Here is a 14,362-nt window from a genome sequence, read left to right on the forward strand (position 1 = left end):
CGCGGGAGGGGTTCAGCCCTCGGCCGGAGCCTCGGCGTGGGTCTCGTGACCCTTGCTGCCCTCGGTGTCCACCTCGTCGGCGACGACCGGCGCGAGCGACAGCTTGCCGCGGTCGTCGACCTTGGTGACCTCGACCAGGATCTTCTGGCCGACGCCGAGGACGTCCTCGACGTTCTCCACACGCTTGCCACCGGCGAGCTTGCGCACCTCGGAGACGTGGAGCAGGCCGTCGCGGCCCGGGAGCAGCGACACGAACGCACCGAACGTCGCGATCTTGACGACCGTGCCGAGGAACTGGTCCCCGATCTCCGGGTTCGTCGGGTTCGCGATCGCGTTGACCTGGGCGCGAGCGGCCTCGGCCGACGGACCGTCGACGGCGCCGATGTAGACGGTGCCGTCGTCCTCGATCGAGATGTCGGCACCGGTCTCGTCCTGGATGCCGTTGATCGTCTTGCCCTTCGGGCCGATCAGCTCGCCGATCTTGTCGACGGGGATCTGCACGGAGATGACGCGCGGCGCGGTGTCGGCCATCTCGTCGGGGGCGTCGATCGCCTCGGTCAGCACGCCGAGGATCGCGGAGCGCGCTTCCTTCGCCTGCTTCAGCGCGGCGTCGAGCACCGACGACGGGATGCCGTCGAGCTTCGTGTCGAGCTGGATCGCGGTGACGAACTCCGAGGTACCGGCGACCTTGAAGTCCATGTCACCGAGGGCGTCCTCCGCACCGAGGATGTCGGTCAGCGCCGCGTAGCGGGTCTGACCGTCGACGGTGTCGGAGACGAGGCCCATCGCGATGCCCGCGACCGGCGCCTTGAGCGGCACACCGGCGTTGAGGAGCGACAGGGTCGAGGCGCAGACGGAGCCCATCGACGTCGAACCGTTGGAGCCGAGGGCCTCGGACACCTGACGGATCGCGTAGGGGAACTCCTCGCGCGACGGCAGCACCGGCACGAGCGCGCGCTCGGCGAGGAAGCCGTGCCCGATCTCGCGACGCTTCGGCGAACCCACGCGGCCGGTCTCGCCGGTCGAGTAGGGCGGGAAGTTGTAGTGGTGCAGGTAGCGCTTCTTCGTGACAGGCGACAGCGAGTCGATCTGCTGCTCCATCTTGAGCATGTTCAGCGTGGTGACGCCGAGGATCTGCGTCTCGCCGCGCTGGAAGATCGCCGAACCGTGGACGCGCGGGATCACGGCGACCTCGGCGTCGAGCGGGCGGATGTCGGCGAGGCCACGGCCGTCCATGCGGACCTGCTCGGTCAGGATGCGGCCGCGGACGACCTTCTTCGTGACCGACTTGTAGGCGGCGCTGACCTGGCCGTTGGCCTCGGCGGGGAGCTCCCCGGCCTCGACCTTGGCGGCGACGGCGTCCTTCACGCGGGCCTTGAGGGCGTCGTCGGCGTCCTGACGCTCGAGCTTGCCGGCGATCTTGTAGACCTCGCCGAGCTCGGAGAGGGCCAGCGACTCGACGACCGAGTAGACCTCGGGCGCGTACGCCGGGAACACCGGGTAGTCCTGGATCTCCTTGGCGGACTGCGCCGCCATCTTCGCCTGTGCCTCGACGAGGACCTTGAGGAACGGCTTTGCCGCCTCGAGACCCTGCGCGACGACGGCCTCGTCCGGCTTGGTGGCACCGCCCTGGATGAGGTCCCAGCTGTGCTCGGTGGCCTCCGCCTCGACCATCATGATCGCGACGTCCTCGTTGCCCTGCTCGTCGGTCACGACGCGGCCGGCGACGGTCAGGTCGAACACGGCGTCGGCGAGCTGCGAGGCCTTCGGGAACGCGACCCACTGGTCGTCGATGAGCGCGAGGCGCACACCGGCGATCGGGCCGGAGAACGGCAGACCGGAGATCTGCGTCGACGCGGACGCCGCGTTGATCGCGAGCGCGTCGTAGAACTCGTCCGGCGCGATGCTCAGGACGGTGATGACGATCTGGACCTCGTTGCGGAGGCCGTCGACGAACGACGGGCGCAGCGGCCGGTCGATGAGACGGCAGACGAGGATCGCCTCGGTGCTGGGACGGCCTTCGCGACGGAAGAACGAACCGGGGATCTTGCCGGCGGCGTACGAGCGCTCCTCGACGTCGACGGTCAGCGGGAAGAAGTCGAACCCTTCACGCGGGTGCTTGCCGGCGCTGGTGGCCGACAGGAGCATGGTCTCCTCGTCGAGGTACGCGGCGACCGCGCCCTGGGCCTGCTGTGCGAGCCGACCGGTCTCGAACCGGACGGTGCGCGTGCCGAACTTGCCGTTGTCGATGACGGCCTCGGCGAACTTGATCTCGGGACCCTCCAAAAGGGTGCCTCCTTGATGTGTTCGGCAGGCTGGGGCGACGGCACCCGATGGTGCGTGCGCGCCGAAGGGATCGGGACGCATGTCTGGCCAGCAGTAGAAGCACTCGGGAAACCGTCCGGCCCGCGAGCCACCACCGATGACCAGCTCCGTGCCCGGCCTGCGTAGTGTTTGTCCAACGTCCGGGGAAACGGTCCCCGGACGGGATGGACTTTACCAGTCCACAGGGAATCGGCGGCGAGGCTCACGGCGAACGGGCGTGTCCTGGGTAGCCTGCTCCCATGCGCCTCACCCCTTCCCGGGGCCGGTACGTCGCGGCCGCGCTGGTCGTCGGCGCGCTCGTCGCCCCCGTCGTCACCGCTGTCCCGGCGAACGCGACGGAGTACCCCAGCTGGCAGGACGTGCAGCGCGCGCAGGGCAACGAGCAGGCGAAGAAGGGCGAGGTCGCGCGGGTGCAGGCGGCACTCGAGTCCGCGCAGGCGACCGCCGCGGCGAAGTCGCAGGCCGCGCTCGACGCCTCCGAGCGGGCGGACCGGGCCGAGGCGGAGCTGGCCTCCGCCACCCAGACCGCCACGTCCCTCCAGGCCCAGGCCGACCAGGCGGCGAAGACCGCCGAACGAGCGCAGCAGCGCGCCGGACAGCTGGCCGCCAACCTGTACCGCGACGGCAGCTCGAACGAGATGACGACCCGCATCGCCACCGCGAAGGACCCCGACCAGCTCCTGTACCAGCTCGGGGCGCTCGACCAGCTGTCGACGACGTGGACCGGCGTGATGGACGACGCGTCCGTCGCCGCGAAGACGGCGTCCTCCCTGCACGACCAGGCGACCCGCGCGGAAGCGGAACGCGCCGAGCTCGCCACCGCCGCCGAGACGAAGGCGAGCGCCGCGGAGGACGCCGAGGCCGCCGCGAACGCTGCGGTCGCGGACACGAAGGCGCACAGCGACGAGCTCTACGCCCAGCTCGCCGCCCTCAAGGACACCACCGCGAAGACGGAGGAGCGCTACCAGCTCGGCGTGCAGGTCGCCGCGCAGAAGGCCGAGCAGCAGCGCCGACGCGAGGAAGCCGCAGCAGCCGCCGCTATGAGCACGCCGACCCCGACCACGAGCGTCGGCTCCGGCTCGTCGTACCCGAGCACGGACGGCGTCGTGGTCGACCCGGCCGGCGCCCAGGCCTACGCCCGGAGCGCCATCGGTGCCTACGGCTGGGGCTCGGACCAGTTCTCGTGCCTCGTCTCACTGTGGACGCAGGAGTCCGGCTGGCGTGCGAACGCGCTGAACACCTCCAGCGGGGCGTACGGCATCCCGCAGTCGCTGCCCGCCAGCAAGATGGCCGTCGCCGGCGCGGACTGGCGGACGAACGCCGCGACGCAGATCAACTGGGGCCTGGCGTACATCCACGACGCGTACGGCTCGCCGTGCGGCGCGTGGAACCACGAGATGAGCGTCAACCCGCACTGGTACTGAGCGGGGCCCTTCAGGCGGCCGCGCGCGACTCGTCCGCCGGCCAGCCGCCGAGCCGCACGACCGACCCGTCCGCAGCCACGAGCCGTGCCGCGCGGCCGCTCCGACGGAGCATCTCGACGGCGCCGTGACCACGGACGACCGCGGCGGTGGTCATGGTGTTCGCGGTGACGCAGGACGGCGCGACGACCGTCACGGACCGCCAGACCGGATCGGCTGGCAGCCCCCACCGTGGGTCGAGGATGTGGTGCCGGGCACGGCCGTCCTGCTCCCACCGGCGCTTCTGCGTGCTCGACGTCGCGACGGACCACCCGGCTGCGATCCGGACGTGGTCGGCCGGGTCGGTCGCGAGGTCCTGCACGCACACCTGCCACCCGCCCGATGGTTCCGGGCCCGCCGTGGCGACGTCCCCGCCGAGCGACACGAGCGCTCCGACGCCGAGCCGGGCGGTGATGCTCGCCGCGGCCATGTCGGCAGCCACGGCCTTCGCGGTGGCGCCGAGGTCGAGGGTCACCCCGTCGGGCACCCGGAGGAACGTGCCGGACAGCAGGACACGCTGCCACGCGGGTCGTCGGTCGAGTCCACGGGCGATCGCCTCCGGAGCGGGTACGGGCGTCGCTGACGCGGGTGGCGCCGTGGTGAAGGCGGCGTCGTACCCGAGGGACACCATGCGGGCACCGAGCGTCGGGTCGACGGCGCCGTCCGTCGCCCGGGCGGCGTCGAGCGCGTGGTGCACGAGCGCGGCCAGCAGCGGCGACACCGCTGCGCCGTGCACCAGGTCGGCGGCGCGGACGGTGAGTTCGGAGTCGTCCCGGAACCGGCTGCACGCGGCGTCGACCGCGGTGGTGACCCCGCGGACGCACGCCTCGGCAGCGGCCAGGTGGCGGCGGTCCCGGTGGTCCAGGACGACGCGGGCGGTGGTGGTCCAGAGGTCCCACTCGGCGGCGGCACGCATCGTCACGACCCCGTCGTCGTCGCGTCGGAGGAGCCGGAGGCGGTGCTGCCGGAGTCGCCCCGTGTCACGCCGGAGTCACTCGACGTGCCAGAGTCGCTCGACGTCCCGGAGCCGCTCGACGTCCCGGAGCCGCTCGAGGCGCCGGAGTCGCTCGTCGTGCTCTCGGTCGAGGTCTGCGTACTGGTCGTCTGCTCGTGCCCGAACCACAGGCCGGCCCCCGTGAGCAGCGCGACCACGAGCCCGCCGGCGCTCACGAGCGCGCTCGTCGTCGGCGCGGATCGCCTGCCGTTCCGTCTGGTGTCCATCGGTCCTCCTCGTCGTCAGGACGAGGTTCCCGGACGGATCGATGAACGGACCGGGCGTCGGCTGCAGCGCTGCCCCACGGAGGCTGTGGACGGGATGAGGAGCGTGCGGCCTAGTGCCCGAGACCACCGAGCAGGGACGCGAAGTCCGCCGTCTCCGGGAGCGCGTCGGCGTCCTGCGGCGTCCGACGGGAGGCGCGGATCGCCCACGCCAGGTCCGTCCCGGCCCGGCGGATGCGACCGTCGAGCGCGGCGGAGTCGCCCTCGCTCCCCCAGTCGTCGGTCGCGGCGAACACGCCCGTCGGGACGACCGCGGCGCGGAGGTAGGCGAAGACCGGTCGCAGCGCGTGGTCGATCGCGAGCGAGTGCCGGGCGGTGCCGCCCGTCGCGCCGAGCAGGACCGGCATGTCCGCGAGGGAGTCCTTGTCGAGCACGTCGAGGAACGACTTCGCCAGGCCGCTCACGCCGGCGGTGAAGATCGGGGTGACGAACACGACGGCGTCGGCCTCGACGACGGTCGCCATCGCGGCGGCGAGCGCGGGGGCCGCGAACCCGGTGAGCATCGCGTCGGTGATCTCGTGCGCCAGCGGACGCAGGTCGATGTGCAGGAGCCGCACCGCGCCTCCCGGCTGTCCGTCCGGGCCCGGGGTGGCGAGCGCGTCGACGGCGGCGGCGCCCAGGCGGTCGGCGAGCAGACGGGTGGAGCTGGGCTCGGAGAGTCCGGCGGAGACGACGGCGATGGTGGTCATGATGGGTCCCGACTTTCGATGCGTTTGCATGAACATCGTACCCAACCGGCGCTCGACCGCAAGCATTCCCCCGGAACGGGAGGACGCCCCGATCCTCACGAGGAGGACCGGGGCGTCCGGGTCACGCAGTGTCTGCGAGTCGACTAGCGACGCAGGCCGAGGCGCTCGATGAGCGCACGGTAGCGGTTGATGTCGACGTCGGAGAGGTAACCGAGGAGACGGCGACGCTGACCGACCATGAGCAGCAGACCACGACGCGAGTGGTGGTCGTGCTTGTGCTCCTTGAGGTGCTCGTTCAGGTCGTTGATGCGACGCGTGAGAACGGCGACCTGGACCTCGGGGGATCCGGTGTCGCCCGGGTGGGTCGCGTACTCTTCGATGATCTCCTGCTTGACCTTCGCGTCAAGTGCCATGGATGATCCCCTTCCTGTCCGTTGCGCGGTGCCCGTGCCTGCTGCACGAGCGCTCTTTGTCCGCGGCCGTTCGACGGCAACCGGAGAAGCCTAGCAGAGACTCAGGCCGTGCGGGTGCGGAGCCGACGGCGCCGCGGTGCCGGAAGGAGGCTCCGGACGAAGCCGACGAGCGTGGCGCCGAGGAGTCCACCGAGACCGTTCGAGAGCACGTCGCGGGGATCGGCGACCCGACCGGGAAGGAACGCGGCCTGCGCGGACTCGATGCCCACCGAGAGTGCGACTCCGACGACCGCGCCGAGGATCCACCAGCGCCGCGGCAACCACAGCGCGGCCAGCACGCCCACGGGGACGAACATGGCGATGTTCGCGAGGAACTCCGTGCGGTCGTAGGTGAACCACCCACCGTGCGGCAGCTGCTGGACCCACGCGATGGCGTGCAGCACGAGCGAGTTCTGCGCCGACGTGAACACGTGCGGTGTCAGGGTCATCCGCCAGATCACCCAGGCGTAGCCAGCGGTCAGGGCGAGGAGGAGGAGCTTCCGGAACATCCGGCAAGTCTGGGGCACCGTCCTGACAGGAACCGGCGACGAGCCTGGCAGGACGCGGCACCGCGGCTGGGGGAACGCCCGGCCGGGCTGGGCGCGGCGACACCGGAGCTGCCAGCATGGACGCATGCCGAGTGTCGAGGGAACCCGTGCAGGCCGCAGTCCCGGCCGACGTCAGTGGACCTGGATCGGCATCGCCGCGGTCGTCGTGGCCGCACTCGTCACGACGCTCGTGCTGGTCCTCCCCCGCGGCGCGGACACCTCCGGGCGGCACGTCGCCGAACGGCGGACCGCGTCCCAGGCGTTCCCCGGCGGGCTCGCGCGTCAGCCGTCCGACCAGAACCAGCCCGGGAAGCAGGAGTCGGCGGCCCGGGCCCACGGCGACGCCGCGACCGCTCGGCAGATCGCCGTGATCGCCGGCCAGCCGATCGCGACCTGGCTCACGAACACCTCCGTCAGCGCGACCCGCGCGACCATCCGCGACGTCGTCCGGAGCGCCGAGCAGCAGCGGAAGACGCCGGTGTTCGTGCTCTACAACGTGCCCGACCGCGACTGCGGGAGCTTCTCGAAGGGCGGCACCGAGGCGGACGCCTACCTGCCGTGGGTCCGCGCGGCCGTGCGGGCGATGGCGGGGTCGAGGGCCGTCGTGCTCGTCGAACCCGACTCGATCGCGCAGATCCACGTCTGCAAGCGCCTCGGACAGGGTCGGCTCGAGCTCCTCCGGAAGGCCGTCGGCGAGCTCGCCGGTCACGGCCTCACCGTCTACCTCGACGGCGGCAACGAGAACCGGGTGCCCACGGCCACCATGGCGAAGTGGCTCCGTTCGGCCGGCATCGACCGGACGCAGGGCTTCTTCACGAACGTGTCGAACTTCTACCGCGTCGACCAGGAACGCGCCTACGCCGACCGGCTCGCCGATGCCGTCGGCGGCGATCCGCACTTCGTCATCGACGTCTCCCGCAACGGTCAGGGCTGGCGCGGCACGTGGTGCAACCCGCAGGGCGCGGGACTCGGTCAGCCTCCGCACGTCACCCGCGGCTCCACCCGTCTCGACGCGCTGCTCTGGGTCAAGACCCCGGGGCTCAGCGACGGCACCTGCAACGGCGGCCCGGCGGCCGGACAGTGGTGGGAGTCCTACGCGCTCGCGCTCGTCGAGAACCGCAAGCGCGACTGACCGCGGGTGTCGGTCCCCGGTGGTTGCATGACGCCATGACACCGACCGACCGCATCCGATCCGTGGTCCCGCCCTACCTGCTCCGCGCCGTGGCCGACGCCGAGCACTTCCCCCGCGCGGCCGAGGCGGCTCGGACCGCGCTGGCGTCGCTCGACACCGTCCGGGCACCCAAGCGCGAACACCGCGCGGCGCCGCAGACCGCGAGCGGCGCCGTCGACCGCTCCCCGCAGCGGACCATCTCGGACGCCCACGGGTCGACGACGCTGCCCGGCACCGCGGTCCGGCACGAGGGTGACCCGGACTCCGGCGACCCCGCGGTGGACGAGGCGTACACCGGACTCGGCGACACCCACGCCTTCTGGCTCGAGGTCTTCGACCGGGTCTCGATCGACGGTGCCGGCCTGCCGCTCGACGCGACCGTCCACTACGGGCAGGACTACGACAACGCCTACTGGGACGGCAGCCGGATGGTGTTCGGCGACGGCGACGGCGAGGTCTTCAACCGCTTCACGATCGCGGTGGACGTCATCGGGCACGAGTTGGCGCACGGCGTCACGCAGTACACGGCCGACCTGACGTACGAGGGCCAGTCCGGCGCCCTGAACGAGTCGATCAGCGACGTGTTCGGCTCGCTCGTCGCCCAGTACGCGCGGCACCAGACCGCCGACCAGGCGTCGTGGCTCATCGGCGAGGGGCTCTTCACCCCGGCCGTGCACGGGGTCGCGCTGCGATCGATGCGCGCTCCGGGGACGGCGTACGACGACCCGGTGCTCGGCAAGGACCCGCAGCCGGCGACGATGGCCGGCTACGTGCACACCACCGAGGACTCCGGCGGCGTCCACACCAACTCCGGCATCCCGAACCACGCGTTCTTCCTCGCGGCCACCGCGATCGGCGGCAACGCGTGGGAGGGCGCCGGTGCCGTCTGGTGGGACGCGCTCCGGTCGGACGCGGTCACCTCCTCGATCGACTTCGCGGGGTTCGCGGCGGTCACCGTCGACGCAGCGGGGGCACGCTTCGGGGCAGGGTCAGCACAGCACACCGCCGTGCAGGACGCGTGGCGGACGGTCGGCGTGCTCGACTGACCCGGGCGCTCGGCGTACCGTCGGGGACATGCGCATCGACGTCCGCCGTAGCGGGGGGATCGCCGGCACCACCCGGGGCTGGTGGGTCGACACCGACGCCGCCGACGACCCGGACGGCTGGGCCGACCTCGTGGCGGCACTCCCCCGCACGGCGCCGTCGGCACCGGCATCGGCCGTGCGCGACGACTTCACCTGGACGATCGTCCTGGAGCAGCGGACCGTCACGATCCCGGGCACCCGGCTCGACGGACCGTGGGCCGCGCTGGTGTCACGGGTGCGGGACGAGGGCGCGCCGGCCTGACCGAGACGCCCCGCGTCCCGGCGGCCGGAGCCTGAGCCGGGGCCGGGAGGCGCGTGGCGGCTCGTCGGCAACGGCTCAGGACCGCGTGCGGCCGGGTCAGTCGACGTCGATGACGGTCAGGCGCCGGGTCGGCCGGGTCATCGCCACGTAGACCGCCGCAGCAGCCCGCGCCGCATCGGCCCCGACGCGGTCCGGGTCGACGAGCAGGACGCCGTCGAACTCGAGTCCCTTCGCGTCGGCACCGGTGAGCACCGTCACGGAGCCCGGTCGGGGCGAGCCCAGCGACCGGACGTCCGCCTCGGTCCGCGCCAGGCGCTGCCGCACCGCGTCGACGTCCGCCTCGGGTACGATGACGCCCATCGTGCCGTTGCCGATCCGCTCCCGCTCGGCGTCGACCACCCGTGCGACGGTGTCGAGCAGGTCCGCCCGGTCGGCCCGCAGCCGCTCGACCGGATCGCCGTCGCGGACCGCTTCGGTGCGGGTGACCGCGAGTCCCGCGGCGTCGGCGAAGGCACCTGCTGCCCGGACGATCGAGCGCGGCGTCCGGTAGTTGACCGTGAGCTCCTCGATGCGGTGCTCGATCGGCACCTGCGGCGCGCGACCCCGGCGACGACGGGCGAGTGCCCCGACGACGTCGTCCCACGTGCGTGCGGCTCCGGGCGACGAGCCCTGCGCCATGTCGCCGACGATGGTGAACGAGCGCAGTGGGTTCCGGCGCGCGAGCACCCGCCACTGCATCGGGGAGAGCTCCTGCGCCTCGTCGACGACGATGTGCCCGTAGGTCCACTCGCGGTCCTCGGCGGCACGCTCCGCGGTCGTGCGGGCGTCACCGCCCTCGGCGAAGGACCCGGCGACCTGTTCCGCCGTGACGATCCCCTCGACCCCCATGTTCTCGATCGCCTGGCGCGCGTTCTCGATGTCGCGGTTCCGGCTGGCCTTCGCAGCACGCTTCGCAGCGCCGCCGGTCGGGTCGAACGGGCCGAGGAGCTCGGCGGCCTCGTCGAGGAGGGGCACGTCCTCCACGGTGAAGCCCGCGCCACGCGGACGGCGGAGCAGCGCCCGGCGCTCGTCGGTCCAGTGCGGGGTGAGGCTCGCGAGCCAGTTCGGCCGCGCGTAGAGGTCCTCGAGGAACTTCTCGGGCGGCAACGGCAGCCACGCCGTGTTCAGCAGCACGCGGGCGTCGTACGAGGACCGGATGTCCTCGCGCAGGACCTTCTCGTCCGCTTCGTCGACCGTGGTGCCGCGCTGCCGCAGCTGGTCGGCGAGCAGGCGCGTCATGGCGTCGAGCGCGATCTTGTTGAACGTGACCCGGGCGACGTTGTGCGGCTTCCCGCGGTCCTGCGCGCGCTTCATCGCGTCGGCGACGAGCTCCGGCGGCACCACCAGGCGTTCCCCCTCGACGTCGAGCGTCACCGCGGCGGTGGGGACGACCTGCCGCGAGCGCACGGCACGGCGGAGCAGCTGCGCCATCTCCGCCGAACCCTTCACCGCCGCGACGTCCCGCTGGTCGTGCCGGGTCGCGTGCACGCCCGGGTAGAGGGAGCCGAGGGACGCCATGACGACGCCGGTCTCACCGAGCGACGGGAGCACCTGCTCGATGTAGGTCAGGAACGCGGGCGACGGGCCGACCATGAGCACCCCGGAGCCCCGGAGCCGCTCGCGGTACGAGTACAGCAGGTACGCGGCACGGTGCAGTGCGACGGCCGTCTTGCCGGTGCCCGGGCCGCCCTGCACGATGAGGACCCCCTCGAGCGGGGACCGGATGATGCGGTCCTGCTCGCCCTGGATGGTCGCGACGATGTCCGTCATCCGGCCGGTGCGCTCGGCGGTCACCGCTGCCAGGAGCGCGCCCTCGCCCTGCAGGTGCGTGCGCTCGTCGTCGTAGAGCGCGGCGTCGAAGACCTCGTCCTCGATGCCGACCACGCGGCGACCGTCGAGGGTCAGGTGTCGTCGGGCCCGCATCCCCATCGGGTGCGCGGCCGTGGCCTGGTAGAAGGCGCTCGCCCCGGGCACGCGCCAGTCGAGCAGGAGCGGACGGTGCTCACGGTCCCGCAGACCGACCCGGCCGATGTAGCGGAAGGCGTCGTCGTCGCCGTCGGGCTCGGACACCTCGAGTCGACCGAACACCAGCCGGTCGCCCACGCGCTCGAGCGTCGCGATGGTGTCCTCGTAGAGCCGCGCGTAGGCGTCACGCTCGCTGCGGCTCTGGTGGTTCCCGCCGACCGCCTGACGGCGGGTCTCGGCGAGTCGCTGCTCGGCCTCGGCGGTGAGTTCGTCGAGTCGGGCGAACAGCCCGTCCACGTAGCCACGCTCGCGGTCGATCTCGGTCGGTTCGGACACACGCCACCCTTCGGCAAACAGGGGTGTCCAGTGTAGTCCCGCCGGACCGACACCGAGAACGACCGGAGGCGCGGTGCCGACCGGCACCGCGCCTCCAGTCCGACGCGTCGGCGTCTACATCTCCTCGTGCGTGTCCGGGTCGCCGTCCCAGAGACGCCCGCGCTCGAGCCCGGAGATCGCCCGGACCTCGTCGTCGGTGAGCTCGAAGCCGAACACGTCGAGGTTCTCGCGCTGCCGGTCCGCGTCGCCCGACTTCGGCACCGGGACGGCCCCGAGCTGGACGTGCCAGCGGAGCACGACCTGGCTCGGCGTCACACCGTGCGCAGCGGCGGCGTCGACGATCGGCTGCTCGGTGAGGAGCTCCGAGCGCTTCGCGAGCGGGCTCCAGCTCTCGGTGACGATGCCGAGCTCCTGGTGGACCTTCCGCAGTTCGGCCTGCGGGAAGTACGGGTGCAGCTCGACCTGGTTGACCGCTGGGGCGACACCGGTCGCGTCGACGATCCGACGGAGGTGCTCCGGCGTGAAGTTCGAGACGCCGATGGAGCGGACCTTGCCGCTGTCGCGGAGGTCGACGAACGCCTTCCACGTGTCGACGAACTTGTCCACGGACGGGTTCGGCCAGTGGATGAGGTACAGGTCGACGCGGTCGAGACCCAGGTTGCCGAGCGTCTCGTCGATCGACCGGTGCGCCTCGTCGTAGCCGTGGTGACGGCCGGGGAGCTTCGACGTGACGACGAGGTCCTCGCGGTCGACCGACGACTCGCGCACGGCCTTCCCGACGGCGTCCTCGTTGCCGTAGTTGAGCGCGGTGTCGAGCAGCCGGTAGCCGCTCGTGATCGCCGTACCGACGGCAGCGGCGCCCTCGTCGCCGTTCAGCCCGTAGGTGCCGAGGCCGAGCTCCGGGAACCGGTGGCCGTCGTTCAGCTCGATCGTCGGTGCGCCGACCTGCATCAGCGGACCCCGAGCAGGTCGATGATGAAGATCAGGGTCTTGCCGGAGAGGAAGTGGCCACCGCCCGCGGGGCCGTAGGCCAGCTCCGGCGGGACGACGAGCTTGCGGCGACCGCCGACCTTCATGCCGGGGATGCCCTCCTGCCAGCCGCGCACGAGCGCCGCGAGCGGGAAGTCGATCGGCTCGCCGCGGTTCCACGAGCTGTCGAACTCCTCGCCCGTCTCGTACTCGACGCCGGCGTAGTGGACCTTGACGGTCGAACCGGCGCTCGCGACGTCGCCGTCACCCTCGACGATGTCGGTGACGACGAGCTCGGTGGGGGCCGGGCCCTCGGGGGCGTCGAACTCGGGCTTGCTGTTCAGGTCAGTCATGCAGGCAAGTCAACCAGAGAGCGCGGTCCGCGCCACGCAGGGCGTCGCAGGCCCCAGAATGGTTCCACCGTGACATCATCCACACCGACCGACGAGCGTCGACGCCGACTCCTCGCGGACCTCACACCCCTCCGCCGCTCCCCCGCCTTCGCCCGGCTCTGGGCCGGCACCGCGATCGCCGGCATCGGCACGCAGATGACCACCGTCGCCGTCGGCCTCGAGGTCTACGACATCACCGGTTCCACCTTCGCGGTGTCGCTCGTGGGCGTCATCGCCCTCGTGCCGATGATCGCCGCCGGGCTCTACGGCGGCATGCTCTCCGACGCCTTCGACCGCCGCACCGTCGCGCTCTGGTCCGCCGTGGTCGCCTGGCTCGCCGTCGCGCTCATCGCCACGCACGCCTGGCTCGGCCTGCACAGCGTCGCGCTCCTGTACGTCCTCGCGACGGTGAACGCCGTCGCGGCCACCGTGAACGGCGCGTCCCGCGCGGCCATCGTCCCGCGGCTCGTGGGCGTCGACCTCCTGCCCGCGGCGAGCGCCCTCGGCGGGATCGCGGCGGGCCTGCAGGTCACGGTCGGTCCGGCGGTCGCCGGCGTGCTCATCGCCGCCGTCGGCTTCGCTCCCACCTACACGATCGACGTGGTGCTGTTCAGCTGCGCGTTCCTCGGGGTGTTCACCCTGCCGCGGATGGCGCCCGAGCACGACGCGCTCCGCCCCGGGCTCGGCTCGCTCGTCGAGGGCGCGAAGTTCCTCCGACGCTCCCGCAACATCACCATGACGTTCGTGCTCGACATCATCGCGATGACGTTCGGCCAGCCACGCGTGCTCTTCCCCGCGATCGGTGCGCTCGTCATCGGCGGCGGAGCGGTCACGGTCGGGGCGCTCACGGCGGCGTACGCGATCGGCGCCCTCGTGTCGAGCGTGTTCTCCGGCCCGCTCGGACACGTCCGCCGCCAGGGTGAGGCGGTCGGCTGGGCCATCACCGTGTACGGCGGAGCGATCGCGCTGTTCGGCGTGGTCATCGCGTTCGCGTCCGCCCTCGGGGGCCGCGCGGGTGAGACCTTCGACGTCGGCATCCTGCCCGCACTCGGGGCCGCGGCGCTCTTCCTCGCGGTCGCGGGCGGGGCCGACAACGTCAGCGCGGTGTTCCGCGGCACGATCCTCCAGGCGGCGGCGCCGGACGGGATGCGCGGGCGTCTGCAGGGGATCTTCACCGTCGTCGTCACGGGCGGCCCGCGGATCGGGGACCTCTACGCGGGCCTGGTCGTCGCCGCGGGCATCGCGTACCCGCCGATCATCGGCGGCGTGCTCATCATCGGGCTCGTCGCGCTGCTCCTCCGACTCGTGCCGTCGTTCCGCCGGTACGACGCACGGCACCCGCACGCGAACTGAGCGGGCGGCGAGTCTCGGGCTGCGCCCCGCGAGTCTCG

General features: G+C 72.3%; 14 protein-coding genes. 5 read left to right on the forward strand and 9 right to left on the reverse strand.

Annotated features, from left to right (window positions below; genetic code table 11):
• Positions 1–12: 12 nt before the first annotated feature.
• Positions 13–2,286, reverse strand: coding sequence for a polyribonucleotide nucleotidyltransferase (locus tag ACTJKO_RS09925; RefSeq protein ID WP_440688178.1), 2,274 nt, complete (start codon positions 2,284–2,286; stop codon positions 13–15).
• A gap of 278 nt (positions 2,287–2,564) precedes the next feature.
• Between ACTJKO_RS09925 and ACTJKO_RS09930 the strand changes: the two genes are divergently transcribed.
• Positions 2,565–3,749 carry a coiled-coil domain-containing protein gene (locus ACTJKO_RS09930; RefSeq protein ID WP_440688180.1) on the forward strand — a complete coding sequence of 395 codons (1,185 nt, stop codon included), beginning with the start codon at positions 2,565–2,567 and terminating at the stop codon, positions 3,747–3,749.
• A 10-nt stretch (positions 3,750–3,759) separates the two neighbouring features.
• On the opposite strand, the gene ACTJKO_RS09935 is transcribed toward ACTJKO_RS09930, so the two are convergent.
• The 5 genes from ACTJKO_RS09935 to ACTJKO_RS09955 all read right to left on the reverse strand — a co-directional run bounded on the left by ACTJKO_RS09935 (position 3,760) and on the right by ACTJKO_RS09955 (position 6,713).
• Positions 3,760–4,701, reverse strand: a complete 942-nt coding sequence (locus ACTJKO_RS09935) for an FAD:protein FMN transferase (protein WP_440688411.1) — start codon at positions 4,699–4,701, stop codon at positions 3,760–3,762.
• A 2-nt stretch (positions 4,702–4,703) separates the two neighbouring features.
• Positions 4,704–5,006, reverse strand: coding sequence for a hypothetical protein (locus ACTJKO_RS09940; protein WP_440688182.1), 303 nt, complete (start codon positions 5,004–5,006; stop codon positions 4,704–4,706).
• A gap of 110 nt (positions 5,007–5,116) precedes the next feature.
• Positions 5,117–5,752 carry a CE1759 family FMN reductase gene (locus tag ACTJKO_RS09945; protein WP_440688184.1) on the reverse strand — a complete coding sequence of 212 codons (636 nt, stop codon included), beginning with the start codon at positions 5,750–5,752 and terminating at the stop codon, positions 5,117–5,119.
• 143 nt (positions 5,753–5,895) lie between these two features.
• Complete coding sequence (gene rpsO, locus ACTJKO_RS09950; protein ID WP_022902140.1) at positions 5,896–6,165, reverse strand: 30S ribosomal protein S15; 270 nt, start codon at positions 6,163–6,165, stop codon at positions 5,896–5,898.
• A gap of 101 nt (positions 6,166–6,266) precedes the next feature.
• Positions 6,267–6,713 (reverse strand): VanZ family protein, encoded by a 447-nt coding sequence (locus tag ACTJKO_RS09955; RefSeq protein WP_440688187.1) that lies wholly within the window; start codon positions 6,711–6,713, stop codon positions 6,267–6,269.
• Positions 6,714–6,837: 124 nt separating this feature from the next.
• On the opposite strand from ACTJKO_RS09955, the gene ACTJKO_RS09960 reads away from it, so the two are divergent.
• From ACTJKO_RS09960 to ACTJKO_RS09970, 3 genes are read left to right on the forward strand one after another with little or no spacing between them, the layout of a single operon-like run.
• On the forward strand, positions 6,838–7,884 hold the full coding sequence (locus tag ACTJKO_RS09960; protein WP_440688188.1) for a glycoside hydrolase family 6 protein: 1,047 nt from the start codon (positions 6,838–6,840) through the stop codon (positions 7,882–7,884).
• A gap of 35 nt (positions 7,885–7,919) precedes the next feature.
• Positions 7,920–8,969: a M4 family metallopeptidase gene (locus tag ACTJKO_RS09965; protein WP_440688190.1), complete on the forward strand. Its 1,050-nt coding sequence runs from the start codon at positions 7,920–7,922 to the stop codon at positions 8,967–8,969.
• Positions 8,970–8,997: 28 nt separating this feature from the next.
• On the forward strand, positions 8,998–9,270 hold the full coding sequence (locus ACTJKO_RS09970; protein ID WP_440688192.1) for a protealysin inhibitor emfourin: 273 nt from the start codon (positions 8,998–9,000) through the stop codon (positions 9,268–9,270).
• Positions 9,271–9,366: 96 nt separating this feature from the next.
• Here ACTJKO_RS09970 and ACTJKO_RS09975 read toward each other — a convergent pair whose 3' ends face one another.
• From ACTJKO_RS09975 to ACTJKO_RS09985, 3 genes are all read right to left on the reverse strand, one after another.
• On the reverse strand, positions 9,367–11,610 hold the full coding sequence (locus ACTJKO_RS09975) for a HelD family protein (RefSeq protein ID WP_440688194.1): 2,244 nt from the start codon (positions 11,608–11,610) through the stop codon (positions 9,367–9,369).
• A 114-nt stretch (positions 11,611–11,724) separates the two neighbouring features.
• Positions 11,725–12,561: an aldo/keto reductase gene (locus tag ACTJKO_RS09980; RefSeq protein ID WP_440688196.1), complete on the reverse strand. Its 837-nt coding sequence runs from the start codon at positions 12,559–12,561 to the stop codon at positions 11,725–11,727.
• Positions 12,561–12,932 (reverse strand): FKBP-type peptidyl-prolyl cis-trans isomerase, encoded by a 372-nt coding sequence (locus ACTJKO_RS09985; RefSeq protein ID WP_440688198.1) that lies wholly within the window; start codon positions 12,930–12,932, stop codon positions 12,561–12,563. The genes ACTJKO_RS09980 and ACTJKO_RS09985 overlap by 1 nt, the downstream gene beginning before the upstream one ends.
• A gap of 69 nt (positions 12,933–13,001) precedes the next feature.
• Between ACTJKO_RS09985 and ACTJKO_RS09990 the strand changes: the two genes are divergently transcribed.
• Positions 13,002–14,324: an MFS transporter gene (locus ACTJKO_RS09990; RefSeq protein WP_440688200.1), complete on the forward strand. Its 1,323-nt coding sequence runs from the start codon at positions 13,002–13,004 to the stop codon at positions 14,322–14,324.
• Positions 14,325–14,362: the final 38 nt, after the last annotated feature.

The sequence above is a fragment of the Curtobacterium sp. 22159 genome, from assembly GCF_052045775.1.
GTDB lineage: Bacteria > Actinomycetota > Actinomycetes > Actinomycetales > Microbacteriaceae > Curtobacterium.

Coding starts and splice junctions, on each gene's coding strand:
- ACTJKO_RS09945 (WP_440688184.1), bottom strand. CDS start 5,752: ATGACCACCATCGCCGTCGTCTCCGCCGGACTCTCCGAGCCCAGCTCC.
- ACTJKO_RS09985 (WP_440688198.1), bottom strand. CDS start 12,932: ATGACTGACCTGAACAGCAAGCCCGAGTTCGACGCCCCCGAGGGCCCG.
- ACTJKO_RS09935 (WP_440688411.1), bottom strand. CDS start 4,701: ATGCGTGCCGCCGCCGAGTGGGACCTCTGGACCACCACCGCCCGCGTC.
- ACTJKO_RS09965 (WP_440688190.1), top strand. CDS start 7,920: ATGACACCGACCGACCGCATCCGATCCGTGGTCCCGCCCTACCTGCTC.
- rpsO (WP_022902140.1), bottom strand. CDS start 6,165: ATGGCACTTGACGCGAAGGTCAAGCAGGAGATCATCGAAGAGTACGCG.
- ACTJKO_RS09930 (WP_440688180.1), top strand. CDS start 2,565: ATGCGCCTCACCCCTTCCCGGGGCCGGTACGTCGCGGCCGCGCTGGTC.
- ACTJKO_RS09940 (WP_440688182.1), bottom strand. CDS start 5,006: ATGGACACCAGACGGAACGGCAGGCGATCCGCGCCGACGACGAGCGCG.
- ACTJKO_RS09970 (WP_440688192.1), top strand. CDS start 8,998: ATGCGCATCGACGTCCGCCGTAGCGGGGGGATCGCCGGCACCACCCGG.
- ACTJKO_RS09955 (WP_440688187.1), bottom strand. CDS start 6,713: ATGTTCCGGAAGCTCCTCCTCCTCGCCCTGACCGCTGGCTACGCCTGG.
- ACTJKO_RS09980 (WP_440688196.1), bottom strand. CDS start 12,561: ATGCAGGTCGGCGCACCGACGATCGAGCTGAACGACGGCCACCGGTTC.
- ACTJKO_RS09960 (WP_440688188.1), top strand. CDS start 6,838: ATGCCGAGTGTCGAGGGAACCCGTGCAGGCCGCAGTCCCGGCCGACGT.